At 71.8% G+C, this 22,115-nt stretch carries 23 protein-coding genes and 1 pseudogene; 15 read left to right on the top strand and 9 right to left on the bottom strand.

The window, feature by feature from the left end; all coding sequences use genetic code 11:
• The first annotated feature begins 180 nt into the window (after positions 1 to 180).
• The 7 genes from ACZ7J0_RS16025 to ACZ7J0_RS15995 all read left to right on the top strand — a co-directional run bounded on the left by ACZ7J0_RS16025 (position 181) and on the right by ACZ7J0_RS15995 (position 7,900).
• Positions 181 to 1,116, top strand: coding sequence for a DUF3152 domain-containing protein (locus ACZ7J0_RS16025; protein ID WP_470887743.1), 936 nt, complete (start codon positions 181 to 183; stop codon positions 1,114 to 1,116).
• A 113-nt stretch (positions 1,117 to 1,229) separates the two neighbouring features.
• Complete coding sequence (locus ACZ7J0_RS16020; RefSeq protein WP_470887741.1) at positions 1,230 to 2,075, top strand: tryptophan 2,3-dioxygenase; 846 nt, start codon at positions 1,230 to 1,232, stop codon at positions 2,073 to 2,075.
• Positions 2,068 to 3,258 carry a kynureninase gene (kynU, locus tag ACZ7J0_RS16015; RefSeq protein ID WP_470887739.1) on the top strand — a complete coding sequence of 397 codons (1,191 nt, stop codon included), beginning with the start codon at positions 2,068 to 2,070 and terminating at the stop codon, positions 3,256 to 3,258. Before ACZ7J0_RS16020 ends, kynU begins: the two co-directional genes overlap by 8 nt.
• 86 nt (positions 3,259 to 3,344) lie before the next feature.
• Entirely contained in the window at positions 3,345 to 4,235 is an 891-nt protein-coding gene (locus ACZ7J0_RS16010; protein ID WP_470887737.1) for an alpha/beta hydrolase family protein, read from the top strand.
• A 225-nt stretch (positions 4,236 to 4,460) separates the two neighbouring features.
• Positions 4,461 to 5,819 (top strand): sensor histidine kinase, encoded by a 1,359-nt coding sequence (locus ACZ7J0_RS16005; RefSeq protein WP_470887735.1) that lies wholly within the window; start codon positions 4,461 to 4,463, stop codon positions 5,817 to 5,819.
• Positions 5,816 to 6,475: a response regulator gene (locus ACZ7J0_RS16000; RefSeq protein ID WP_470887733.1), complete on the top strand. Its 660-nt coding sequence runs from the start codon at positions 5,816 to 5,818 to the stop codon at positions 6,473 to 6,475. The genes ACZ7J0_RS16005 and ACZ7J0_RS16000 overlap by 4 nt, the downstream gene beginning before the upstream one ends.
• 210 nt (positions 6,476 to 6,685) lie before the next feature.
• A complete protein-coding gene (locus tag ACZ7J0_RS15995) occupies positions 6,686 to 7,900 on the top strand; it encodes a cytochrome P450 (protein WP_470887731.1) in 1,215 nt (404 codons plus the stop codon).
• Positions 7,901 to 7,948: 48 nt separating this feature from the next.
• Here the strand turns inward: ACZ7J0_RS15995 and ACZ7J0_RS15990 are convergent, their stop codons facing one another.
• Both ACZ7J0_RS15990 and ACZ7J0_RS15985 read right to left on the bottom strand, forming a co-directional pair.
• The gene (locus ACZ7J0_RS15990) at positions 7,949 to 9,529 is read right to left on the bottom strand and encodes an ABC transporter permease (protein WP_470887729.1); all 1,581 of its coding nucleotides are present in this window, start codon (positions 9,527 to 9,529) and stop codon (positions 7,949 to 7,951) included.
• Complete coding sequence (locus tag ACZ7J0_RS15985; RefSeq protein WP_470887727.1) at positions 9,526 to 10,434, bottom strand: ABC transporter ATP-binding protein; 909 nt, start codon at positions 10,432 to 10,434, stop codon at positions 9,526 to 9,528. Before ACZ7J0_RS15985 ends, ACZ7J0_RS15990 begins: the two co-directional genes overlap by 4 nt.
• A gap of 101 nt (positions 10,435 to 10,535) precedes the next feature.
• On the opposite strand from ACZ7J0_RS15985, the gene ACZ7J0_RS15980 reads away from it, so the two are divergent.
• The gene (locus tag ACZ7J0_RS15980; RefSeq protein WP_470887725.1) at positions 10,536 to 11,042 is read left to right on the top strand and encodes a GbsR/MarR family transcriptional regulator; all 507 of its coding nucleotides are present in this window, start codon (positions 10,536 to 10,538) and stop codon (positions 11,040 to 11,042) included.
• Between the two features lie 199 nt (positions 11,043 to 11,241).
• Here the strand turns inward: ACZ7J0_RS15980 and ACZ7J0_RS15975 are convergent, their stop codons facing one another.
• Positions 11,242 to 12,048, bottom strand: a complete 807-nt coding sequence (locus ACZ7J0_RS15975) for a serine/threonine-protein kinase (protein WP_470887723.1) — start codon at positions 12,046 to 12,048, stop codon at positions 11,242 to 11,244.
• A 175-nt stretch (positions 12,049 to 12,223) separates the two neighbouring features.
• Between ACZ7J0_RS15975 and ACZ7J0_RS15970 the strand changes: the two genes are divergently transcribed.
• Positions 12,224 to 13,507 (top strand): adenylosuccinate synthase, encoded by a 1,284-nt coding sequence (locus ACZ7J0_RS15970; RefSeq protein ID WP_468711574.1) that lies wholly within the window; start codon positions 12,224 to 12,226, stop codon positions 13,505 to 13,507.
• A 110-nt stretch (positions 13,508 to 13,617) separates the two neighbouring features.
• Here ACZ7J0_RS15970 and ACZ7J0_RS15965 read toward each other — a convergent pair.
• Positions 13,618 to 14,010: pseudogene (locus ACZ7J0_RS15965) on the bottom strand (phosphate ABC transporter substrate-binding protein); the annotation flags it as partial.
• 82 nt (positions 14,011 to 14,092) lie between these two features.
• The gene (locus tag ACZ7J0_RS15960; RefSeq protein ID WP_470887889.1) at positions 14,093 to 14,965 is read right to left on the bottom strand and encodes a haloalkane dehalogenase; all 873 of its coding nucleotides are present in this window, start codon (positions 14,963 to 14,965) and stop codon (positions 14,093 to 14,095) included.
• Positions 14,966 to 15,124: 159 nt separating this feature from the next.
• Between ACZ7J0_RS15960 and ACZ7J0_RS15955 the strand changes: the two genes are divergently transcribed.
• Together ACZ7J0_RS15955 and ACZ7J0_RS15950 are read left to right on the top strand one after the other, a co-directional pair.
• Positions 15,125 to 15,568, top strand: a complete 444-nt coding sequence (locus ACZ7J0_RS15955) for a MarR family winged helix-turn-helix transcriptional regulator (protein WP_470887887.1) — start codon at positions 15,125 to 15,127, stop codon at positions 15,566 to 15,568.
• A gap of 98 nt (positions 15,569 to 15,666) precedes the next feature.
• Complete coding sequence (locus ACZ7J0_RS15950) at positions 15,667 to 16,554, top strand: glycoside hydrolase family 19 protein (protein ID WP_470887721.1); 888 nt, start codon at positions 15,667 to 15,669, stop codon at positions 16,552 to 16,554.
• On the opposite strand, the gene ACZ7J0_RS15945 is transcribed toward ACZ7J0_RS15950, so the two are convergent.
• Both ACZ7J0_RS15945 and ACZ7J0_RS15940 read right to left on the bottom strand, forming a co-directional pair.
• The gene (locus ACZ7J0_RS15945) at positions 16,526 to 17,392 is read right to left on the bottom strand and encodes an alpha/beta fold hydrolase (protein ID WP_470887719.1); all 867 of its coding nucleotides are present in this window, start codon (positions 17,390 to 17,392) and stop codon (positions 16,526 to 16,528) included. The genes ACZ7J0_RS15950 and ACZ7J0_RS15945 overlap by 29 nt on opposite strands.
• A gap of 61 nt (positions 17,393 to 17,453) precedes the next feature.
• Positions 17,454 to 18,032, bottom strand: a complete 579-nt coding sequence (locus tag ACZ7J0_RS15940) for a hypothetical protein (protein WP_470887717.1) — start codon at positions 18,030 to 18,032, stop codon at positions 17,454 to 17,456.
• A 134-nt stretch (positions 18,033 to 18,166) separates the two neighbouring features.
• On the opposite strand from ACZ7J0_RS15940, the gene ACZ7J0_RS15935 reads away from it, so the two are divergent.
• The 4 genes from ACZ7J0_RS15935 (at position 18,167) to ACZ7J0_RS15920 (ending at position 20,843) form a co-directional block, all read left to right on the top strand.
• A complete protein-coding gene (locus ACZ7J0_RS15935; protein ID WP_470887715.1) occupies positions 18,167 to 19,294 on the top strand; it encodes a CapA family protein in 1,128 nt (375 codons plus the stop codon).
• Positions 19,295 to 19,322: 28 nt separating this feature from the next.
• A complete protein-coding gene (locus tag ACZ7J0_RS15930) occupies positions 19,323 to 19,664 on the top strand; it encodes a hypothetical protein (RefSeq protein ID WP_470887713.1) in 342 nt (113 codons plus the stop codon).
• A gap of 16 nt (positions 19,665 to 19,680) precedes the next feature.
• Positions 19,681 to 20,274, top strand: a complete 594-nt coding sequence (locus ACZ7J0_RS15925; protein WP_470887711.1) for a DinB family protein — start codon at positions 19,681 to 19,683, stop codon at positions 20,272 to 20,274.
• Positions 20,275 to 20,351: 77 nt separating this feature from the next.
• Positions 20,352 to 20,843, top strand: coding sequence for a VOC family protein (locus tag ACZ7J0_RS15920; RefSeq protein WP_470887709.1), 492 nt, complete (start codon positions 20,352 to 20,354; stop codon positions 20,841 to 20,843).
• Here the strand turns inward: ACZ7J0_RS15920 and ACZ7J0_RS15915 are convergent.
• Positions 20,812 to 21,279, bottom strand: coding sequence for a MarR family winged helix-turn-helix transcriptional regulator (locus tag ACZ7J0_RS15915; protein ID WP_470887707.1), 468 nt, complete (start codon positions 21,277 to 21,279; stop codon positions 20,812 to 20,814). The two genes, ACZ7J0_RS15920 and ACZ7J0_RS15915, sit on opposite strands and share 32 nt — an antisense overlap.
• Positions 21,276 to 21,953 (bottom strand): type 1 glutamine amidotransferase family protein, encoded by a 678-nt coding sequence (locus tag ACZ7J0_RS15910; protein ID WP_470887705.1) that lies wholly within the window; start codon positions 21,951 to 21,953, stop codon positions 21,276 to 21,278. The genes ACZ7J0_RS15915 and ACZ7J0_RS15910 overlap by 4 nt, the downstream gene beginning before the upstream one ends.
• Positions 21,954 to 22,115: the final 162 nt, after the last annotated feature.

Below are 22,115 nucleotides of genomic sequence, written 5' to 3'. Positions count from 1 at the left end.
CAATTCACCACCGCTACAGGCCTGTTCCGCCCGCACGAAACCGGGCGGGGCGGGCCTCGTCGCGTCAGAGCGTTCACCGGACGCCGGTACGATCGCACGCGCCATCGATTTCGTAGCGCCGGCGCGGAGGTTCCCCACACCCTCTCCCCCCACCCGGCCGACACAGGGGAGAAGTCTGTCTTGGGCAAGCGTGCCGCCGCACCCAAAGAACGCGGTCGTGGCCACGGCCGCCGACGCAGCAGTGGCCGGACGAGCAGCAGCGGCAGGGGGCGAAGAAGCGGAGGCGGCAGTCGCGGCGGCCGCCCCTTCGGGCCGATACTCCTGCTCGCGGTCGGTCTGGGCGTCATGATCCTCGGCAGCGGCGCCGCCCTCGCCTTCTGGGGCGACGAGGCAGGCACCGGCCACGACCGCGCGGACGGGAAGCAGTCCTCGTCGCCCACCGCCGTCGCCCCGGCGTCGCCGCCCGCGCCGAAGGTCACCGTCTCCGCGTCCCCCAAGGCGTCGCCCTCCAAGGCCGCGAAGAAGCAGGAGAAGAAGGTCGACGAGAAGGACGTGCCCGCCTCGGGCGCCGGGACCTTCAGCACCGCCCAGGCCGCGGGCAAGGCCGTCGGGGCGGGGACCGTGCGCCGCTACCGCGTCCAGGTCGAGGACGGGGTGGACGTCTCCGCCAAGCAGGCCGCGGCCGAGATCCAGCAGATCCTCGCCCATCCGCGCGGCTGGGCCGCCCACGGGCGCGGCTCCTTCCAGCTGGTGTCGGAGAACGCCGATTTCGTCATCCGGATCGCCACGCCGAAGACCGCCGACAAGCTCTGCCTCGCCCAGGGCCTCAACACGCACGGTGAGCTGAACTGCGAGACCACCGACGGTGTCGTCGTGAACCTGAAGCGCTGGCTGCTCGGCTCCCCGACCTTCGCCGGGCCGCCCTCCGAGTACCGCCATCTGATCATCAACCACGAGGTCGGTCATGAGATCGGCATCCGGCAGCACATGGGCTGCCCGGGCCCGGGCAAGCTCGCGCCGGTGATGATGCAGCAGATCAAGGGTCTGGACGGCTGCCGTTCGAATGCGTATCCGTATGACGAAGATGGCATCTACATCAAGGGCCCGCTCGTGTAATGATGCGCGTGGGGCCGCACGCGACGAAGCGGGCGGACCCGAGGGGACCGGGGCTCCACAGCCGATGGGAGGGAGCGGACCGCTACCCGGTAGTTCGTATCGAGGAGACAGAGATGTCGACTTTCCCCGATGCCTCCGGAGCCGGTTCGGTCGACCCGAACCTCGACTTCGCGGGCACGACGCCGTACGAGGACTATGTCCAGGCGGACGTACTCACCCACCTCCAGCACCCCCTCTCCGACGATCCCGGAGAGATGGTCTTCCTGGTCACCACCCAGGTGATGGAGCTGTGGTTCACCGTCATCGTCCATGAGTGGGAGACCGCGAGCCGCGCGCTGCGCGAGGACCGCGTCCCGGTGGCGATGGACGCCCTCAAGCGGTCCGTACGGGAGCTGGAGGCGCTGAACCACTCCTGGCGCCCGCTCTCGCAGCTCACCCCGGCGCAGTTCAACGCCTACCGCAGCGCCCTCGGCGAGGGCTCCGGATTCCAGTCGGCGATGTACCGGCGCATGGAGTTCCTGCTCGGTGAGAAGTCCGCGTCGATGCTGGTGCCGCACAAGGCCGCCCCGCGCGTCCACGCGGAGCTGGAGAAGGCGCTCTACCAGCCGAGCGTGTACGACGAGGTGCTGCGGCTCCTGTCGCGGCGCGGGCTGCCGATCCCGGCCGAGGTGCTCGAGCGCGACCTGTCGCAGAAGTACGAGCCGTCTCCGGTGATCGAGCACACCTGGGCGCAGATCTACGCCGACCCCGACCAGAACGCCGAACTGGTGCGTCTGGGCGAGGCGTTGACGGACGTCGGCGAGCTGGTCTGGCGCTGGCGCAACGACCATCTCGTGGCGACCCGGCGGGCGATGGGCTCCAAGACCGGCACCGGCGGCTCGGCCGGCGTGGCCTGGCTGGAGAAGCGGGCCCGCAAGAACGTCTTCCCCGAGCTGTGGACGGCCCGCAGCCATGTCTGAGTCCCTCGCCGCCAAGGCCGCCGTTCTGGACGCGGGCGACGAGCTGGCCAAGCACCGCGAGCTGTTCGCCCTCGACGACGGGGTCTACCTGGACGGGAACTCGCTCGGGGCGCTGCCCCGCCACGTCCCCGCCCGCATGGCCGACGTCCTCGGCCGCGAGTGGGGCGAGCTGCGCATCCGCTCCTGGGACGAGAGCGGCTGGTGGACCGCGCCGGAGCGGATCGGCGAGCGGATAGCCCCGCTCATCGGCGCCGGCCCCGGCCAGGTCGTGGTCGGCGACTCCACCAGCGTCAACGTCTTCAAGGCGGTGGTGGCCGCGGCCCGGCTCGCTGGGGACGGCCGCGACGAGATCCTGGTCGACGCGACGACGTTCCCCACGGACGGGTACATCGCCGAGTCGGCGGCCCGGATGACGGGCAAGCGGCTCGTCCCCGTCACGCCGGGCGACCTGCCGGCCGCGATCGGCCCCCGTACCGCCGCGGCGCTCGTCAACCATGTCGACTACCGCACCGGGCGGCTGCACGACCTGCCGGGCATCACCGCCGCCCTGCACACGGCGGGCGCCCTCGCGGTCTGGGACCTGTGCCACAGCGCGGGCGCCCTGCCCGTCGGTCTGGACGACCACGGTGTGGACCTCGCGGTCGGCTGCACGTACAAGTACCTGAACGGCGGCCCCGGTTCGCCCGCGTACCTGTACGTCGCCGAGCGGCACCAGGCGGACTTCGACTCGCCGTTGCCCGGCTGGAACTCGCACAGTGATCCCTTCGCGATGACCCCCGGCTACACGGCGGCGGACGGCGCGGTACGCGGCAGGGTCGGCACCCCCGACATCCTGTCCATGCTCGCGCTGGAGTCGGCCCTCGACGTATGGGACGGCGTCGCCATCGACGCCGTACGGGCGAAGTCGCTGGCCCTGACGGACTTCTTCCTGGAGTGCGTACGGGCCTACGTCCCGGAGGGCCGGGTCGTCCCGCTCACCCCCGAGGCGCACACCGAGCGCGGCAGCCAGGTCGCCCTGCGCTGCCCGGACGCCCCGGCCGTGATGGAGGCACTGATCGCGCGCGGCGTGGTCGGTGATCTGCGCCGGCCGGACGTCCTGCGCTTCGGATTCACCCCGCTGTACGTCGGTTTCGCCGACACCGAGCGGGCGGCGCGGATGCTGGCCGAGGTGCTGGGCCGGTAGAGGGCTTGATCTGCGGGGGCTCCAGTCCTGGTACGGTCCCCGCAGGTCAGACCAATTCGGCCCCGTCACCGAAAGGTTGGAGCAGCATGCCGGACCCCGCCGCGCGCGACGCCGCCGAGGAAGCATCGGCCTTCTCGCATCCGGCCATCGACCCGGACGCCTCCGCCGCCTACGGTGAACACCCTGACCAGATCGTGGACTTCTACGCCCCGCGCGGTGAACAGGCGGGCGGCGGACGGGCGCAGGCACCGCTCGTCGTCGCCCTGCACGGCGGGGCGTGGCGGGCGCCGTACGACCGCCGGCACCTGACCCCGTTCGTGGACTTCCTGGCGCGCCGGGGTTTCGCGGTCGCCAATGTGGAGTACCGCCGGGGCGGCGGCGACATTCCCGCGCAACGGGCCGGCGAGGGCCCGGTCGCGGGACGCTGGCCGGAGACCTTCGACGACGTGGCCGCGGCGCTGGACGCGCTGCCCGACCTGGTCACCGCACACCTTCCGCAGGCCGATCCGCGCCGGATCGTCGTCACCGGGCACTCGGCGGGCGGGCATCTGGCGCTGTGGGCCGCGGCCAGGCACGTCCTCCCCGCCGGGTCCCCCTGGCGGCTGGCCGGCCCCCCGGCGCTGCGCGGCGCGGTCGCGCTGGCCCCGATCGCGCACTTCGAGCGGGCGGTGGAGCTCGGCGTGTGCGGTGGAGCCGTCACCCAGCTCCTCGGAGGGCAGGAGCATGTCGCCGAACGGGCGCCGCACGCCGACCCGGCCCTGCTGCTGCCCACCGGCATCGCCACGGCCGTCGTGCAGGGCCGCGAGGACATCGTGGTGCCCCCGGCCGTCGCCGACGCCTATGTCGAGGCGGCGGCGAGGGCCGGCGAGACCGTCGGTTTCACGCTCCTGGAGGACGTCGGCCACTTCCCCCTGATCGACCCCGCCGCGGACGCGTGCGCGGTGGTGGCCGAGGAGATCGCCCAGCTGGCCTGGTGAGACGGCCGGGGACCGTGGACCGGAACTGTTCGTCACGGGCCCTGAGGTGCTGACCCTCCAGGCAGGGCCGACGCTTTCGCGGACCGTGTCGGAGGCGGTGGAGAAGGGCATGGGCCGCCCGGCCCGGACCTTCGTCTCCTGCGCCTCGGAGAACGCGGCGGCGTTCGGGATACGGCGACACGGCGGCGTGTAGTACCTGGGACGGACGCGGAAGGATCCGCATTCATGGTGACGACCCCGTCCGCCCGCGCCCTTACCGTGGCTGATGTGACACAGACCCCGCCCCACACGCCGAATCCGCCGCGCGCCGACTCCCACGGCAGCCGCAGCCCCGAGTACCGCCTGGCCGCGACCGCGCTCCGGGGCATGCGCCGTGAGCTCTTCGACGACGTCTTCGCCTACCGGCTGCTGCCGCCCCTCTCGCCGGACGCCCCGGTCGTGAGGCGACTGCCGGGCGGGATACGCCGGTACGCCGTGTGGGCGCGGCACGCCGTGGTGGCGTCCGTCGCGCTGTTCATGCTGATGGTGATCTTCGACACCGAGAGCGTCCCGCTCGCGGCGGTCTCGGCGGCCGCCGTGCTGCTCACCCTCGTCCGGCCGGTCGCGGCGTTCTGGGTGTCGCTGCTCAGCTCCGCGCCGGTGGCGTACCTCGACGGCGGGGACGTGCCCTGGTCGGCCTTCTCCTTCTTCGGGCACCTCGTGGTGCTGACGGTCGTCGCCGCCCGCACCCGCCCCCGGACCGCCGCGTGGATGTGGGCGCTCACCGCGGCGTACTGCATGGTCGGCGAGGTCTTCCTCAACCGGGGCTACGGCGGCAACAGCCCCGAGATGCTGTTCGCCTCCGCGGTCGTCCTGCTCGGCGTCACCGTCCTGCACGTCCGCCGGGAGGCCAGGCAGGAGGTCACCGCCCAGCAGACGGTGACCGAGACGGAGCGCTCCAAGCGCACCCTCCTGGAGGAGCGCACCACGATCGCCCGCGAGCTGCACGACGTCGTCGCCCACCACATGTCCGTCGTCGCCATCCAGGCGGAGGCCGCGCCGTACCGGGTGGAGAACCCGCCGCCCGAGCTGGAGCAGGCCTTCCTCACCATCCGCGAGAACGCGGTCGCCGCGCTGACCGAGCTGCGGCGGGTCCTCGGAGTCGTACGGGCCGAGGACTACGAGGCGCCGGACGCCCCGCAGCCGACCCTGGCCGATCTCGACGGCCTCGTGGCGAACGTCCGCGACGCGGGCCTGAGCGTCGAGAAGACCGTCACCGGCGCGGTGCGCGAGCTGCCCCAGGGCGTCGAGCTGTCCGCGTACCGGATCATCCAGGAGGCGCTGAGCAATGTGCTGCGGCACGCCCCCGGGGCGACCGCGAAGGTGGAGGTGTCGTACGTCCTCGGCGGGCTCGGCCTGCGGGTCGCGAACGGCCCGGCCCGGGATCTGGTGAAGCCCTCGCCCGGGGCGGGGCACGGGATCACGGGGATGCGGGAGCGCGTGGCGATGCTGGGCGGCGAGATGACGGCCGAGGGGACGGACGACGGGGGCTATGAGGTCGCCGCGTTCATTCCGGTCGCCCTGGTGCGCGAGGGGGCGGAGTGACGATCAAGGTCCTTATCGTCGACGATCAGATCATGGTCCGTGAGGGCTTCTCCGTCCTGCTCGGCGCGATGCCGGACATCGAGGTGGTCGGCGAGGCGGTCAACGGCCGCGAGGCGGTGTCGCAGGTGGCGGCGCTGCGGCCGGACGTCGTCCTGATGGACATCCGGATGCCGGAGCTCAACGGGATCGAGGCGACCCGCGAGATCGTCGCGGCGGACGCCGACGCGAAGGTACTGGTCCTGACCACGTTCGACCTGGACGAGTACGTGTACCAGGCGCTGCGCGCGGGTGCGTCGGGCTTTCTGCTCAAGGACGCCTCGGCGCGGCAGCTCGCGGACGGCGTCAGGGTGGTGGCCTCCGGCGAGGCGCTGCTCGCGCCGACCGTCACCAAGCGCCTGATCACGGAGTTCGCGAAGGCGGCGGAGACCCCGAGGCCGCCGGCGCTGGCACGCGTCGGGGACCTGACGGAACGCGAGACGGAGGTCCTGGTGCTGATCGCGCAGGGCCTGTCGAACGCGGAGATCGCGGACCATCTGGTGGTCGCGGAGTCGACGATCAAGACGCATGTGAGCCGGATCCTGGTGAAGCTGGGGCTGCGGGACAGGACGCAGGCGGCGGTGTTCGCGTACGAGGCGAGGCTGGTGACACCGGGGTAGGGCGGGTTCGCGCCTTGTCGCGGGGGCCGGCGGTCGTAGCCCGGTGGTAGGGGCGGGGTCCTGCCCTGATCGGCCTCGCCGAGGCCGCGCTCGCTTGGGTCCGGAGCCTCTCCCGCCCCGGTCGGGCGGGGGCCATGCGCCGGGAGGGTCCTGGCCCCGGTCGGGCGGTGGGCCTGTGCCGGAGTCCGTCCGGGCGGGTAGCGTCCCCGCATGGATGCAGCTTCCGCGCCCTTCGACCCCTCGTCGCCGGCCTTCGTCGCCGATCCGTATCCCGCGTACGCCGAGCTGCGCGCACGGGGTCGCGTGCACTACTTCGAGCCGACGGGGCAGTGGCTGGTGCCCCATCACGCCGATGTGTCCGCGCTGCTGCGGGACCGGCGCCTGGGGCGCACGTACCAGCACCGCTTCCGGCACGAGGACTTCGGGCGCAGCGCGCCGCCGGCGTCGCAGGAGCCCTTCCACACGCTCAATGACCACGGGATGCTCGATCTGGAGCCGCCGGACCACACGCGGATCCGGCGCCTGGTCTCGAAGGCGTTCACCCCGAGGACGGTGGAGGGGCTGCGGCCGTACGTCCACCGGCTGGCCGACGACCTGGTCGACGGGCTCGTCGCGGCCGGCGGGGGCGACCTGCTGGCCGCCGTCGCCGAGCCGCTGCCGGTCGCGGTCATCGCCGAGATGCTGGGGATCCCGGAGGGGGACCGGGCGGCGCTGCGGCCGTGGTCGGCGGACATCTGCGGGATGTACGAGCTGAATCCCTCGGAGGAGACGGCGCGGCGCGCGGTCGTGGCGTCGGTCGAATTCTCGGCGTACCTGCGGGAGTTGATCGCGGAGCGGCGCAAGGAGCCCGGGGAGGACCTGATCTCCGGGCTGATCGCCGCGTACGAGGAGGGTGACCGGCTGTCGGAGCAGGAGATGATCTCCACGTGCGTACTGCTGCTGAACGCGGGGCACGAGGCGACGGTGAACGCGACCGTGAACGGCTGGTGGGCGCTCTTCCGGCACCCCGAGCAGCTGGCGGCGCTGCGGGCGGACCACGCGTTGTCGTCCACAGCCGTGGAGGAACTCCTCCGCTACGACACTCCGTTGCAGCTCTTCGAGCGCTGGGTCCTCGACGACGTCGAGATCGACGGCACCGTGATCCCCCGCGGCTCGGAGGTCGCCCTCCTCTTCGGCTCGGCCAACCGCGACCCCGAGGTCTTCCGCGCCCCGGACACCCTGGACCTCGCCCGCCGCGACAACCCGCACATCTCCTTCAGCGCGGGCCTCCACTACTGCATCGGCGCTCCACTGGCCCGGATGGAACTGGTGGCCTCCCTGACCTCCCTGTTGACCCGCGCGCCGAACCTGCGCCTCGCGTCGGAGCCCTGCCGGAAGCCGGGCTATGTGATCCGGGGCCTGGAGTCCCTGGTCGTGGAAGCCTGAGCCCCCGCCTCACCTGACGCGGCTGGCGCCGCCCCGCCGCCCCGGCCCTCAGACCAGCACGTCCCGCCGCCGCAGTCCCGTCAGTCCCGCCGTCACCAGAACCGCCGCCAGGGCCGTCAGGATCAGGGCCGGGGGCCAGGTGAAGTCGGCGGACGGGAGCTTCGGGAGATGGGTGAAGGGCGAGAGGTTCATGAGGGGTTGGGGGAGGTTGAGGGCGGGGCCCAGCCAGCCCAGGATCAGGGAGAGGCCCGACGCCGCCCATGCCCCGACCGCCGCCTTCGGGAATGCGCCGTGGAGGAGGACCGCCAGGCCCGCGAGCGTCCAGATCGCGGGGAGTTGGGCCAGGCAGGCGCCAAGGACGGGGGCGAAGTCCCGGCCGTACGAGAGGGAGAGTCCGGTCCCCGCGAGCGCCATGATCAGCGCGGCGCCGAGGAAGGCGATGAGCAGGTGCCCCCCGGCCCACCGCAGCCGGCCGACCGCGTTCGCGAGGAGGGGTTCGGCGCGCTGGGAGGTCTCCTCGCCGTGCAGCCGCAGCACCGACGCCACCGCGTACAGCGCGGCCACCATCCCGAACATCCCCACCATCGTGGCGAGGAACGCGTCCGTCAGGGCAGCCTGCCCGCCCATCCGCTCGAAGATCTCCCGGGCCCGTTCGTTGTCCCCGACGATGTCCGCCGCGCCTTCGACCATCCCGCCGAAGACCAGCCCGGCCGTCAGGAAGCCGAGCGCCCAGCCCAGGACGCTGCCGCGCTGGAGGCGCCAAGCGAGGGCCCCGGCCGTCGCCAGACGGCCCTGTGCCGGTCCCGGCCGTGCCGGCAGGAAGCTCATGCCGACATCGCGCCGGCCGGTCAGTCCGTACGCCACCGCCGCCTGGACCACGACGGCCCCGGCGATCACCAGCAGTACCCATTCGCGTTGCCCGGCGAAGGGCCGCACGTTCTCGGCCCAGCCGATCGGGGAGAGCCAGGTCAGGGCGGAGGACCCGTCGGCCCTTCCGGCGTCGCCCGCCGCCCGCAGGGCGAAGGCGACCCCCAGGACCGCCGCCGTCAGGCCCTTGGCGAGCCGCGCGCTTTCGGTGAGCTGGGCGGCGATCGCCGCCGTCGTGGCGAAGAGCATGCCCGTTCCGCCGACCGCCAGGCCCAGGGCGAGCGCCCCTCCCGCGCCCTGCCCGGCCAGCCCGGCCGTGATGAGGAGGACGACGACGGCGTTGGCGGCGAGCGCGGTGAGCAGCGCGGCCGTCAGGGACGCCCGCCGCCCCACCACCGCCGAGGACAGCATCTCCTGACGGCCCGTCTCCTCTTCCTCCCGTGTGTGCCGGACGACGATGATCAGGCTCATCACGGCGGCGAGCACGGCCGCGAAGGTCCCGAAGCGCCAGGCGACGAGCCCGCCGAGCGAGTCCCCGAACACCGGCCCGTACAGCGAGCGCATGGAACTGTTGGCGTTCATGGACGCGGCGAGTCCGGCCCGGTCGGCGGCCGTGTCGTAGAGGCTCCCCAGCGAGCCGGAGCCGCTGGAGACCAGGCCGCCGACGACCACCGCCCACAGCGGCAGCGTCAACCGGTCGCGGCGCAGCGCGAGCCTGGTCAGAGCGGTGGTACCGGTCAGGGAAACCGCGGGCGCGGTCATCGCGACATCGCCTCTTCGGTGGCGTAGTGACGGAGGAACAGCTCCTCCAGGGTGGGCGGAGTGCTGGTCAGCGACCGCACCCCCGACGCGGTGAGCGACCGGAGTACCGCGTCCAGCTTGTCCGTGTCGACCTGGAGCGTGACCCGCCGTCCCCGGACCTCGAGGCCGTGGACGCCGGGCAGACGCGCGAGCCCGTTGGGCGCGGCGGCCAGTTCGGCGCTGACGTTCGTACGGGTCAGATGCCGCAGCTCCGTGAGCGAACCGGTCTCCACCGTCCGCCCCCTGCGGATGATGCTGACCCGGTCGCAGAGGGCCTCGACCTCGCTGAGGAGGTGCGAGGAGAGCAGCACGGTCCGCCCCCGTTCGCGCTCCTCGACCACGCACCTCTGGAAGACCTCCTCCATCAGCGGGTCGAGGCCGCTCGTCGGCTCGTCCAGGATGAGCAGGTCGACGTCGGAGGCGAAGGCGGCGACGAGGGCGACCTTCTGCCGGTTGCCCTTGGAGTACGTCCGCCCCTTCTTGGTGGGGTCGAGTTCGAACCGCTCGAGCAGCTCCGCCCGCCGAGCGGTGTCCAGACCGCCGCGCAGCCGCCCGTAGAGGTCGATGACCTCGCCGCCGGAGAGGTTGCGCCACAGGGTGACGTCCCCGGGGACGTAGGCGATCCGCCGGTGCAGTTCGACGGCGTCGTTCCAGGGGTCCTTGCCGAGGAGCCGCGCGGTGCCGGAGTCGGCGCGCAGCAGTCCGAGCAGGACTCGGATCGTGGTGGACTTCCCGGCGCCGTTGGGGCCGAGGAAGCCGTGGACCTCACCGGTCTCGACCCGGAGGTCGAGGCCGTCCAGCGCCTGTGTCCGCCCGAACGACTTGCGCAGCGCGGCTACGTCCAGGGCGGAGTGTGCCTTCGTCATGCTTCCGAACGTACGGTACTTTCAGAAAGTTGTGAAGTTAAGGAAGCGTATAAAGTCGAAGGCCACAGGAGCCCGGGGGAAATCGGCGAGCGAGGGAGACGATGGCCGGCATGACCACCGATGACGAGGCCGTGTCCCGGTTCGTGGAGCGCTTCGCCGCCGAACTGACCGAGGCCGGCATGCAGCGCATGGCCGCCCGCGTCTTCGCCGCCCTGATCGCCTCCGAGTCGGCGTCGATGACCTCGGCGGAGCTCGCCGAGCAGCTGCGGATCAGCCCGGCGGCGGTGTCCGGCGCCGTGCGCTACCTCGCGCAGGTGAACATGGTCAGCCGTGAGCGCGACCCGGGCTCGCGCCGGGAGCGGTACGTGCTCCACGACGAGCTCTGGTACGAGACCTTCACGCGGCGCGACCAGATCCTCGTCCGATGGGAGAAGGTGCTGCGGGAGGGCGCGGAGCTCCTGGGGACACGGGCGGGCGCGCGGGCGGCGGAGACGGCCGAGTTCTTCGCGTTCCTGCAGCACGAGCTGCTCGGCATCATGGACCGCTGGCGCGCCCACCGCGCATCGGCGGGCCGGGGCCCCGAGGTGCCCCGGGATCCGTCCTTCTAGGCGCCTGGCGCTGGGCGCGGTGCTCGCGCCCTCGCCGGCGGCTCGCCGACAGGAGGCCCGAGCGTCCTCGTCCTCCAGGAGCGCCAGGAGTCTGTGCCCGGAGCCGGAGCCGGAGCCGAAGCCGAAGCCGGGGCCGGGGCGGGGGCCCGCTCCAGAAGTCCGGCCCAGGCCGCTTCCCGTACTCCCTGGTGCGGTGCGGCTAGGGCACCGGCAGGGTCAGGCCCCAGCCCCCCTCGCGAACCGTCCACGTCCTGCGGCGCACCGGCCCCGCCACCAGGGCGTCCGCGCGGTAGCGGAAGTCGGGGCCCGAGACCGTCACCGTGCTGGCCTCGACGCGGACCGGATCCGCGCCCCGGGGTCTCACGGTCACCTCGGCGAGGCCACCGAGGGAGCGGACGCTCACCCCTTCCACCGGTTCGCCGACGTCGGCCAGCAGCACCCCGTCCGCCTCCACGCGCAGCCGGTGGGTGCGCACGGAGGGAGGCGCGGGCGCGGGCCGGACCAGGGTGCGGACCAGGGAACGGCACGTGTCCCAGACGGAGGGCGGCTGGCCGAACGTCACGACCGGCCCGGGCGCCGCCGGGATCCGCAGGCCCCCGACCACCACGCCGTCGCTGTCGTCGACGAGCAGATCGAGCCGGCGCACCGCTCCCTCCAGGACGGCGCGTGCCGCCGCGACCGCCCCCAGCGGCACGCCGAGCGAACGGGCGAGTTCCAAAGAGCCGGGCATACCGACCGGGACCATCGACAGCGACCCCCTCGCGAGCTCACGCTCCCGGTGCAGCAGGGTCACGGTGCGTAGCAGCGCACGGTCGTCACCGATCAGTACGGGGCGCCGGGAGCCCCGGCGCGCCAAGGCCCGGGCGAACTCCTCCGGGCTCTCCGGGAGGCAAATCTTCGCCGTGGATCCGGCGCAGAGAACATCTTTCGCGATCCGTACAGACTCGCCGTCGATTCGGCGGGCGACCGGGTCGATGACCACCAGGAGCTGGTCGTGAGCCGACACCTCGGTCCTTCCTCGGGTAGCATCTTTGTGCAAGAGCCCCTTGCGCTATTGCGCCAGGGGCTTCGTCTATTCCGGGGCAACCGGTTCGACGGCTCAGGCTGTGTCGTACACCGTCGTACGACGTTTTTCTGCCCCCTGACCTTGGACATGCCCCACCCGGAAGGGGTGTACGCCTGTGCCCGCACTTGTGCTGCTCGGTGCTCAGTGGGGTGACGAGGGCAAGGGAAAGGCCACCGACCTCCTCGGTGGATCCGTTGACTATGTAGTGCGATACCAGGGCGGCAACAACGCCGGTCACACCGTCGTCGTGGGCGACCAGAAGTATGCGCTGCATCTGCTCCCTTCCGGAATCCTCTCGCCGGGATGTACTCCGGTCATCGGAAACGGTGTCGTCGTGGACCCGGCGGTCCTGCTCTCCGAGCTGAGCGGGCTCAATGACCGCGGCGTCGACACGTCCAAGCTCCTGATCAGCGGAAACGCCCATCTGATCACCCCGTACAACGTCACGCTGGACAAGGTGACGGAACGCTTCCTCGGGAAGCGGAAGATCGGCACGACCGGCCGGGGAATCGGCCCGACCTACGCCGACAAGATCAACCGGGTCGGCATCCGCGTCCAGGACCTCTACGACGAGTCGATCCTGGAGCAGAAGGTCGAGGCGGCCCTGGAGCAGAAGAACCAGCTCCTCGCCAAGGTCTTCAACCGCCGCGCGATCGAGTCCGGCAGGATCGTCGAGGAGATGCTCCAGTACGCGGAGCAGATCAAGCCCTACGTCGCCGACACGACGCTGATCCTGAACAACGCCATCGACGAGGGCAAGGTCGTCCTCTTCGAGGGCGGTCAGGGCACCCTCCTCGACGTCGACCACGGCACGTATCCGTTCGTCACCTCCTCGAACCCGACCGCCGGCGGTGCCTGCACGGGTGCGGGCGTGGGCCCGACGAAGATCAGCCGTGTCATCGGCATCCTCAAGGCGTACACCACCCGCGTCGGCGCCGGCCCGTTCCCGACGGAGCTGTTCGACGAGGACGGCGAGGCGCTGCGCCGCATCGGTGGCGAGCGCGGTGTCACCACCGGCCGTGACCGCCGCTGCGGCTGGTTCGACGCGGTGATCGCCCGCTATGCGACCAGGGTCAACGGCCTGACGGACTTCTTCCTCACCAAGCTCGACGTCCTCACCGGCTGGGAGCAGATCCCCGTCTGTGTCGCGTACGAGATCGACGGCAAGCGCGTCGAGGAGCTGCCGTACTCGCAGACCGACTTCCACCACGCGAAGCCGATCTACGAGATGCTGCCGGGCTGGACCGAGGACATCAGCAAGGCGCAGACCTTCGCCGACCTGCCGAAGAACGCGCAGGCGTATGTGAAGGCGCTGGAGGAGATGTCGGGCGCGCCGATCTCGGCGATCGGTGTCGGCCCCGGCCGGACCGAGACGATCGAGATCAACTCGTTCCTGTAGCAGCCACGGCTGCCGCCGGCGCTCCGCCGGCGATCCCTGCGATGGGCGCCTCGCCGGCGACGGTCGGCGGGGCGCCCTTTCGCTGTGCGCCCCGCTGCCGCCCGCCGCGCCTACGCGTCACAGATCCTGAGGCCCTTCGGAGTGGCGCACGGCGGATGTCCGTGGGTCCGGACCACGTCCTGTCCCTGCCCCGGCTGAGATAGGCGAGGAAGCCGGCGGTGAGCGAGTCGGCCGGCGGCTGCCCGTAGGTGTACGCGTACTCGATCTCCCGGTACGGGTACGTGCTGTCGCCGATCTCGTCCACATTCGGCACCCGGCCGTCGATGCCGATCCGGTGCAGGCCCTTCAGGCCGCTGCCCGCGCGCAGCTCGGTGTAGCCGATGGCTCCGGGGAGGCGGGCCACCGTCGTGAGCACCTGTTCCGTGGAGTCGAGCTCGCACCGGACGACCGGCGCCTGCGGGTCGTCCCTGCGCGCCCCGGGAGGAGTTCGCCGGTTCGTTGCGGGGGCCACGCCGGCCACCGTAGGTGCGCCGGGGGCGTGCGGGGCGCGAACCGGAGTCCCTTCGTGTGGAGTTCGCCCTTCGTTCAGCCGAGCCCGTGCCGGTCCGCCCACTCGGTGATCGCCGCGGCTATCTCAAGGGGGCGGTCCTCCGCGGCCTGGTGGCCGGCCTCGCCGCAGGGCACGACGTCCAGGGCGGCGATGTTCTCCTCGCACCAGGCCACCATCTCCGGACCCACCAGCAGTCCGCGAGGGCTTTCGAAGGTCAGCAGCAGCTTGGGCACGTCGGCGCTGACGGCGAGCCAGTCGTCGTACTCCTCGACCCGGGCGACCACGTCCGCCGGGTCCTCGCCGATCGGCATGCACCGCGGCCAGGCGAGCAGCGGGCGACGGCTCTCGGGTGTGGGGTAGGGGGCGCGGTAGACCGCCCAGTCCTCCTCGGCCAGCCCCGTCAGGACCGTCTGGGAGAAGGACTCGAGGAAGACGTTCTTCTCCAGGACCAGCTCCTCGCCGACTCCCGGCCGCCGGAACGCCTGGAAGCGGGCGCGGGATGCCTCCGGGTACTCCTCCCAGGTCATCGGCCGGATGATCGTCTCCATGAAGGCGACCCCGCGGGTCGTGCCGGGGTGCCTGGCCGACCGGTCGAAGGCGAGTGCGCCGCCCCAGTCGATGCCGACGAGGACCGCCTCCTCCAGGCCGAGGGCGTCGAACCAGGCGTCGAGATAGCGGGCCTGGTCGTCGAAGGAGTACGCGATGTCCGGCTTGCCGGAGCGGCCCATCCCGATCAGATCGGGGGCGAGCAGCCGGGCGTCGCCGCCGATCGCGGGCAGGACGTTCCGCCAGATGTGGGAGGAGGTGGGGTTGCCGTGGAGGAAGACGTACGGCGTTCCGGTCCCGGAACCCTCGATCTCCTCGTAGTACATGGCCGAGTCGAGGACGGCGATGCTGGGCATGACTATCTCCTCATTCGTTCGTGGCGCTAACGTTAGTGCCACGAACGAAGTTACATCGTTAGTGTCACTAACGCAACGGGTACGATGCACCCCATGAGCGAAGGCAAGCGCGTGGGCGCGAGTGACGAGACGGATGGCGGCGCGAGTGGCCGGGCGAGCGACGCCATGCGCGAGGGGGACGGCCCCCGCACCCCCGAGCGCCTGAGGTCCATGCCCAGCAGGCTCCTCGCGCTGACCGCCGCGCAGGCCGACCGCCTGGTCACCGAGCGGCTGGCCGCGGAGGGCGCCCGCAAGTGGCACTACGCGGTACTGGTCTCACTCCAGGAGCTCGGCCCGGCGAGCCAGGCGGAGTTGAGTCGCCGCACCGGCATCTATCGCAGCGATCTGGTCGCCGTGATCAATGAACTGGCCGAGCGTGAGCTCGTCGAGCGCGCCCCCGACCCCGCCGACAAGCGCCGCAACGTCATCACCCTGACCGCGGAGGGCCGACGCCGACTGCGCCGCCTCGACAAGGTGCTCGACGGCATCCAGGACGAGCTGCTCGCTCCGCTGACCGTCGTCGAACGCGCCTTGCTGACCCAGCTGTTGGAGCGCTTGTTGAAGGGCTGAGGGCGGCGGCCGCGTCTGTAACAACCTGTGGTCTAGACCTTGACAGGTCCATACCAATCGCGGTTCGGTGGGCGCCCCCCACTCGGAAGGACGCTCGCATGCTGCGACGCCTGCTGTCTCTCTTCGCCGCGCTCACCACGGCCGTCGGACTGGCCGTCCTCCTCCCCGCCTCCGTCGCCTCGGCCGCCGCCTGCGCCGCTCCCTGGAGCTCCGCCACCGTCTACACCGGCGGCAAGACCGCTTCGTACAACGGCCACAACTGGTACGCGAAGTGGTGGACCCAGAACGAGCGGCCCGGCACCACGGACGTCTGGTCCGACCAGGGCGCGTGCGGCGGCACCGACCCGGGTCCCGGCCCGAGCCCTTCGGGCTTCGTCGTCAGCGAGGCCCAGTTCAACCAGATGTTCCCGAGCCGCAATTCGTTCTACACCTACAGCGGCCTCACCGCGGCCCTGAGCGCCTACCCGGGCTTCGCGAACACCGGCAGCGACACCGTGAAGAAGCAGGAGGCCGCCGCCTTCCTCGCCAACGTCAGCCATGAGACCGGCGGCCTGGTGTACATCGTCGAGCAGAACACCGCCAACTACCCGCACTACTGCGACGCGAGCCAGCCCTACGGCTGCCCGGCCGGACAGGCCGCGTACTACGGTCGCGGACCGATCCAGCTGAGCTGGAACTTCAATTACAAGGCCGCCGGTGACGCCTTGGGCATCGACCTGCTCAACAACCCCTACCGGGTCGAGCGCGAGGCACCCATCGCCTGGAAGACCGGCCTCTGGTACTGGAACACCCAGAACGGCCCCGGCACGATGACCGGCCACAACGCCATGGTCAACGGCGCCGGCTTCGGTCAGACGATCCGCTCGATCAACGGCTCGCTGGAGTGCGACGGCAAGAACCCCGCCCAGGTCCAGAGCCGGGTGGACAGCTACCAGCGGTTCACGCAGATCCTCGGCGTCACGCCGGGCGGGAACCTGTACTGCTGAGCAGCCTCTCCAGCACGGGAGCGAAGGCGCCCGGGTGGCCGCGGTACCCCGTGTGGCCGCCCGGGAACTCCACGAACTCCACGCCGAGCCGCTCCGCCAGAGCCGCGCCCGGCCGGTACAGCAGCTTTCCGCGGGAGTCACGGCCTCCGGCGAGCACAAGCTGTCCCGGCCGGGCGCGCACCATGTCCGCGAGGGCTTCCTCGTCCGGTACGTAGGCCGTGTACTGGCGCAACTCCCGCACCAGGAAGAACGGCATGTTCGCCAGGACCCGCCTGAACGACTCCGCGAGGGGCGCGGGCAGCTGGTCGGGGTCCGGCAGTTCGCCGCCCTGCTCTCCGACGCCCTCGTTCATGACGGTGACGGCGGCGGCGAGGCCGCCCCGTTCGTACGACGCGTGGACGGCGGCGAAGAAGGCCCGGTGCTCGGCCGCGTCCGGGAGCACCTCCACCACGGGCGGCTCGTGGGGGACGACCACGTGGACCCGCTCGGGGTGCCGGGTCAGCAGGTCCAACGCGATGATCGCGCCCGAGCTGCTGCCGAAGACGAAGGCCCGCTCGCCGTCGGGGAGGACATGGAGCAGCAGCCGGTACGCGTCCTCGCTCTGCTCCTCCACCCGCTGGTCGGTGACCGGTCCGTCCAGGACGCTGCGGGACTTCCCGCGCGGGTCGTAGGAGACGACGGTGTACCGGTCCGCGAGCGCGTCCCCGAGGCCGTCGTACGCGGAGGCGTCCGCCCCGCCGCCGGGGATCAGCAGCAGTACGGGTCCGGTGCCCCGCACCTCGTAGTGCAGGGTCGCGCCCGGCACGGGCAGGGCACCGGTCTTCGACGGGTGGTTCACGGCGGGTCTCCTGTTCGGTGGTGGTCCGGCTCCCCATTGCCTAGGACCTCTAGGTTTTTACCTAGGCTACACAGGAAGATCCGCTGCGGCGACGGTAATAGGCGTAGGTGAGGGCCAGGATCATCGGTCCCCAGAGGGTCATCAGGAGCCCGACGGTCGTCGCCAGCGCGTACCAACCGTCCTCGTACGGGGGCCGGGCGGCGCCCCCGAGCCCGAGGACACCGCACACCCAGGCGACCAGCAGTCCGGTGAAGAGCAGTCCTCCGAGCGTCGCCGGAACGATCACTGCGAACGGCGGTATGCGCCTGCCGCCGAGCCGCGGCACCCACGCCGGGACCACCTCTCCCCAGCGGCGCACGAGACCGAAGCAGAGAAGCGCGACCGCCTCGGACAGGATGCTGAGGCCGAGGACGTACGGCACGTGCCACCACTGCCACGGCGACGGTGGCTGGGTGCTGCCCATGTCGTAACCGAAGGCGTACGGAAGGCGCCAGAGGCAGACGGGGAGGGCGACCAGGGGCATCGCGTGGGCGACGACGTCGGCCCAGCGGGGGACGGGGCGCTCGGTGCCGTGGCCGGGGTGTTCGGCGGGGAGGGGCGCGGGGTGCGGAAGGGGCGCGGGACGCTCGGCAGTGGTCATGGCTTCAGCGTCCCCGGCGGCCCCCGGGACATGATCACGCCCGGGGACGAACCGCCTCCGCCGCGCGGGGGAGGGGGGCCTGGCGGCGGGGCTCGCACGGTGGGACCGGACCCGGGCGGTGGGAGGATGGGCACATGGGCCGGGCCCTCGTGACGCTCTTCCTGAGCGGCGATGTGATGCCGGGCCGGGGCGTCGACCAGATCCTTCCGCACCCCGGCGACCCCGAGCTGCGGGAGGCGTACATCCGGGACGCCCGGGACTACGTCGCGCTGGCCGAGGCCGCCCACGGCCCCGTCCCCGCGCCAGTGGACCCCGCCTGGCCCTGGGGAGCGGCGCTGGAGACGCTGGAGGCGGTCGCCCCCGACGTCAGGGTCATCAATCTGGAGACGAGCGTCACCACGAGCGCCGATTTCGCCCCGGACAAGGCCGTCACCTATCGGATGCACCCCGCCAACGTCCCCTCCCTGACGGTCGCCCGCCCCGATGTGTGCGGGCTCGCCAACAACCACGTGCTGGACTTCGGGCGCCGGGGCCTGGAGGAGACCCTGGACACGCTCCGGGGCGCGGGGCTGCGGCCGGCCGGCGCGGGACGCGAACTCGACGAGGCACGGCGGCCCGTCGCGGTGGCGACGCCTGGCGGCGGGCGGGTGGTCGTACTGTCCTGCGGGACCGCGTCCAGCGGGATCCCGGCGCACTGGGCGGCGACGGAGGACCGGCCCGGTATCGACTTCCTGCCCGAACTGTCCGCCGGGGCGGCGGAGGGTCTCGTACGGCGGCTGAGTGAGGTGAGGCGCGACGGTGATCTGCTGGTCGTGTCGATCCATTGGGGCTCGAACTGGGGCTACACGGTCCCGCGCCCCCAGACCGCCTTCGCCCGGCGGCTCGTCGACGGCGGGGTCGACCTCGTGCACGGCCACTCCTCGCACCATCCGCGCCCGATCGAGGTCTACCGGGGCAAGCTCATCCTGTACGGCTGCGGAGACCTCATCGACGACTACGAAGGCATCACGGGCTACGAGCGGTACCGGGATGACCTGCGCCTGCTGTACTTCCCGTCCCTGGACCCGGCCACGGGCGCGCTCGCCGGACTGCGGATCGCTCCCCTGCGGGCCCGGCGGATGAGGCTCGACCGCCCGCCGGAGCAGGACGCCGCCTGGCTGTGCGAGGTGCTGACCCGGGTGGGGCGGCCCTTCGGCACCGGCGTGGAGCCGGAGCCAGGGTCCGACGGCTTTCTGAGGCTCCGCCGGCCCGGACCGTACTGACCGGGAGGCGCCGGCACGGGACACCGGCATGGCCGTGCGCTGGAACCTGCACAGCTCCGGCTACATCGCCGCCGAACAGGTCGACAGCGCCTGGCCGTTGCGCGTCGCCGGGGTGCGGGGAGCGGTCTGTGCGCGCGACCGGATGTACTACGCGGCCCAACCGGCCGTCGACGAACCGCCGTCGGGCGGGGGCGTGTTGCGCGGGGAGTTGTGGGCCCACCGGCCTCGTGGATCCGGGGCGGCCGAGCCGCTGGGGACGCTCTCCCTCGGACCCGGCGATCCGAGTCATCAACCCCTGGCGAGGGGTGACGGTTTGTGGTGCCTGGGAGAGCATCCGGGGAAGCGGAGGGTGTACCGCGTGCGCCTGTGACGATTGACTGATCCCCATGACAACGGAACACGCGGCAACCGACTCGACGACGTCCGACCGCACGGCGGGCGGCCCCACGACGACCGCCCCCGTGACGGCCGGCCCCACGACGACCGAACGCGTCGGGCCGCCCCTCACCGGGGGTGAGCGCGAGACCCTGCGCGCCTTCCTCGATTTCCACCGCGCGACCCTCGCCATGAAGTGCGACGGCCTCACCGACGACGAGCTGCGGCGACAGTCGATGCCGCCGTCCTCGCTCAGCCTTCTGGGTCTGGTGCGTCACATGGCGGAGGTGGAGCGCAGCTGGTTCCGCAAGGTGATCAACGGGGAGGACCTCCCGCTGGTCTGGTCGGAGAACGACTATCAGGTGGCCTACGACGCCCGCACCGCCACCCGGTCCGAGGCGTTCGCGGCCTGGCAGGCGGAGGTGGAGCACGCTCGTCGTATCGAAGCGGAGGCGGAGTCCCTCGATGTGACCGGGCATCAGCCGCGGTGGGGCGGGGACGTGTCCCTGCGCCTGGTGATGCTGCACATGATCCACGAGTACGCCCGGCACAACGGCCACGCGGACTTCCTGCGGGAGGGGATCGACGGAACCGTCGGCGCGTGAGGCGCGACTAGGCCGTCTTCTGTCCTCAATGGCCCCTAGCGTCGTTCCCACCACACACCATTGGTGAGGAGCAGCGCATGTCCGCACGGATCAGGCCCGTTCCCGACGGCTACACCGCGATCACGCCGTGGATCATCTCCCCCGACACGGCGGCGCTGATCGATTATCTGGAGCGCGCCTTCGGGGCCGAGGACCTGGGCCGGGTCGTCATGGAGGACGGGAGGATCGGCCACGCCGAACTGCGCATCGGTGACGCGCGGCTGATGGCCTTCGACAGCCCGGCGGACTGGCCGGCGACGCCCGCCTTCCTCCGGCTGTACGTGGAGGACGCCGACGCCACCCACCGGCGCGCGGTCGAGGCGGGCGGCACCTCCGTCAGCAAGGTCACGCATCTGTTCTTCGGGGACAGGGTCGGACGGGTGCGGGACCCCTTCGGCAACCTCTGGTGGATCCAGACGCACATCGAGGACGTCGACGAGAAGGAGATGGAACGGCGCATGTCCGACCCCGTCTTCACGCAGGCCATGGCCTACATGACTAGTTCGCTGTACCGCCCCGGTCGTCCGTGATCGCGTCCAGCGCCCGCGACAGCCGCTCCAGGACGCGCACGGTCTCGTCGAACCGCTCCTGTCCTCCGAGCTCGTCGACGAGCCGGGCGGCCAGCTCCGCGTGACCCGGGTCGATCTTCCTGATGACGGCCCGTCCCTCGGCGGTGGGGGCGAGGAGCTTGGCGCGGCGGTGCGCGGGGTTGGGGGCGTACTCCGCGAGGCCGCGTTCCACCAGCAGGTTCGCGACCCGCTGCACGCTCTGCCGGGTGATGCCCATGACGCGGGCGATCCCGGCGACGGACAGCGGCTCGGGCAGTACGGCTCCGAGGACCTGCCACCAGGCGGCAGTCAGTCCGGCGGGCTCGGCCAGTTCCTCGGAGACGGAGAGGAACTGGCCGTTGAGCCGGAAGACCGCCAGGGCGGTCCTGCTGAGCGCGTCCTGTTCTTCGCGGCTCATGAAGCCGTCGCTTCCGGCGCGTTGAGCTCCTCGTCCCCGTCGAGCCCTTCCCGCGCGTTGAGCTCTTCGTACGCGGCGGCGTCGGAGTCGTGGAAGAGCCGGTACCAGGCGTCCAGCTTCGGGCCCTCGAAGGCACCGAGCCTGCCGAGCACCTCGCGGGCGAAGGCGACCGGCTCGGTCGGGCCGGCCGTGATCAGGTCGCCGTCGGTGACCGCGTCGGCCTCGACGTAGTGCGCGCCGCCCTTGTAGCCGGTGGCGGCCAGATAGAAGGAGACCGCGCTGGTGTGCGGCCGGTCGTCGAGCAGTCCCTCGCGGGCGAGTCCCGCGGTGGCGCCGCAGATCGCGGCGACGGGCACCCCGGAGTCGAGGAAGGCGCGGGCCTTCGTGGCGAAGGGGGCCAGCTCGTCGCCGGAGTCCCACAGGTCGGCCCCGGGGAGGATGAGCAGGGCGCTGTCCTCGGGCTCCAGGTCGTCGAGCGCGATGTCGGGTGTGATGCGCAGCCCCCCGATGGACGTGACCGCCGCGGTGCCGGGCCCGACCGTCCTGATCTCGTACCCGGAGCGGGCGAGCCAGGCGGTGCAATGGCCGGTCTCCCAGTCAGCGAGGGCGTCGTAGACCGCGAGGTGAACGGTCCCGCGGGAGCTTGCGGGGGTGTGGGTGGCGGTGCTGGTCATGCCGGCCTCCTGTGCCTGTGCGTACGCTTCGGCTTATGACAGAAGGCTGTCATATCGACAGCATGCTGTCAATGAAAGTGGGCCTTCCGGAGGGCTGTCCCACAGGGTGGACACCCTGCCGACGAAAGTGGCCCAGTCCATACAAGGTGGCCATGTCCGTCC

The sequence above is a fragment of the Streptomyces sp. NPDC038280 genome, assembly GCF_055600045.1.
The sequence above is the reverse complement of the archived record's forward strand: the minus strand, read 5'-3'. Positions and strand labels throughout refer to the sequence as shown.

Coding starts and splice junctions, on each gene's coding strand:
- ACZ7J0_RS15940 (WP_470887717.1), bottom strand. CDS start 18,032: ATGACCACTGCCGAGCGTCCCGCGCCCCTTCCGCACCCCGCGCCCCTC.
- ACZ7J0_RS15935 (WP_470887715.1), top strand. CDS start 18,167: ATGGGCCGGGCCCTCGTGACGCTCTTCCTGAGCGGCGATGTGATGCCG.
- ACZ7J0_RS15955 (WP_470887887.1), top strand. CDS start 15,125: ATGCGCGAGGGGGACGGCCCCCGCACCCCCGAGCGCCTGAGGTCCATG.
- ACZ7J0_RS15990 (WP_470887729.1), bottom strand. CDS start 9,529: ATGACCGCGCCCGCGGTTTCCCTGACCGGTACCACCGCTCTGACCAGG.
- ACZ7J0_RS15985 (WP_470887727.1), bottom strand. CDS start 10,434: ATGACGAAGGCACACTCCGCCCTGGACGTAGCCGCGCTGCGCAAGTCG.
- ACZ7J0_RS15925 (WP_470887711.1), top strand. CDS start 19,681: ATGACAACGGAACACGCGGCAACCGACTCGACGACGTCCGACCGCACG.
- ACZ7J0_RS15915 (WP_470887707.1), bottom strand. CDS start 21,279: ATGAGCCGCGAAGAACAGGACGCGCTCAGCAGGACCGCCCTGGCGGTC.
- ACZ7J0_RS15910 (WP_470887705.1), bottom strand. CDS start 21,953: ATGACCAGCACCGCCACCCACACCCCCGCAAGCTCCCGCGGGACCGTT.
- ACZ7J0_RS16010 (WP_470887737.1), top strand. CDS start 3,345: ATGCCGGACCCCGCCGCGCGCGACGCCGCCGAGGAAGCATCGGCCTTC.
- ACZ7J0_RS15950 (WP_470887721.1), top strand. CDS start 15,667: ATGCTGCGACGCCTGCTGTCTCTCTTCGCCGCGCTCACCACGGCCGTC.
- ACZ7J0_RS16005 (WP_470887735.1), top strand. CDS start 4,461: ATGGTGACGACCCCGTCCGCCCGCGCCCTTACCGTGGCTGATGTGACA.
- ACZ7J0_RS15930 (WP_470887713.1), top strand. CDS start 19,323: ATGGCCGTGCGCTGGAACCTGCACAGCTCCGGCTACATCGCCGCCGAA.
- kynU (WP_470887739.1), top strand. CDS start 2,068: ATGTCTGAGTCCCTCGCCGCCAAGGCCGCCGTTCTGGACGCGGGCGAC.
- ACZ7J0_RS15920 (WP_470887709.1), top strand. CDS start 20,352: ATGTCCGCACGGATCAGGCCCGTTCCCGACGGCTACACCGCGATCACG.
- ACZ7J0_RS16020 (WP_470887741.1), top strand. CDS start 1,230: ATGTCGACTTTCCCCGATGCCTCCGGAGCCGGTTCGGTCGACCCGAAC.
- ACZ7J0_RS15995 (WP_470887731.1), top strand. CDS start 6,686: ATGGATGCAGCTTCCGCGCCCTTCGACCCCTCGTCGCCGGCCTTCGTC.
- ACZ7J0_RS15980 (WP_470887725.1), top strand. CDS start 10,536: ATGGCCGGCATGACCACCGATGACGAGGCCGTGTCCCGGTTCGTGGAG.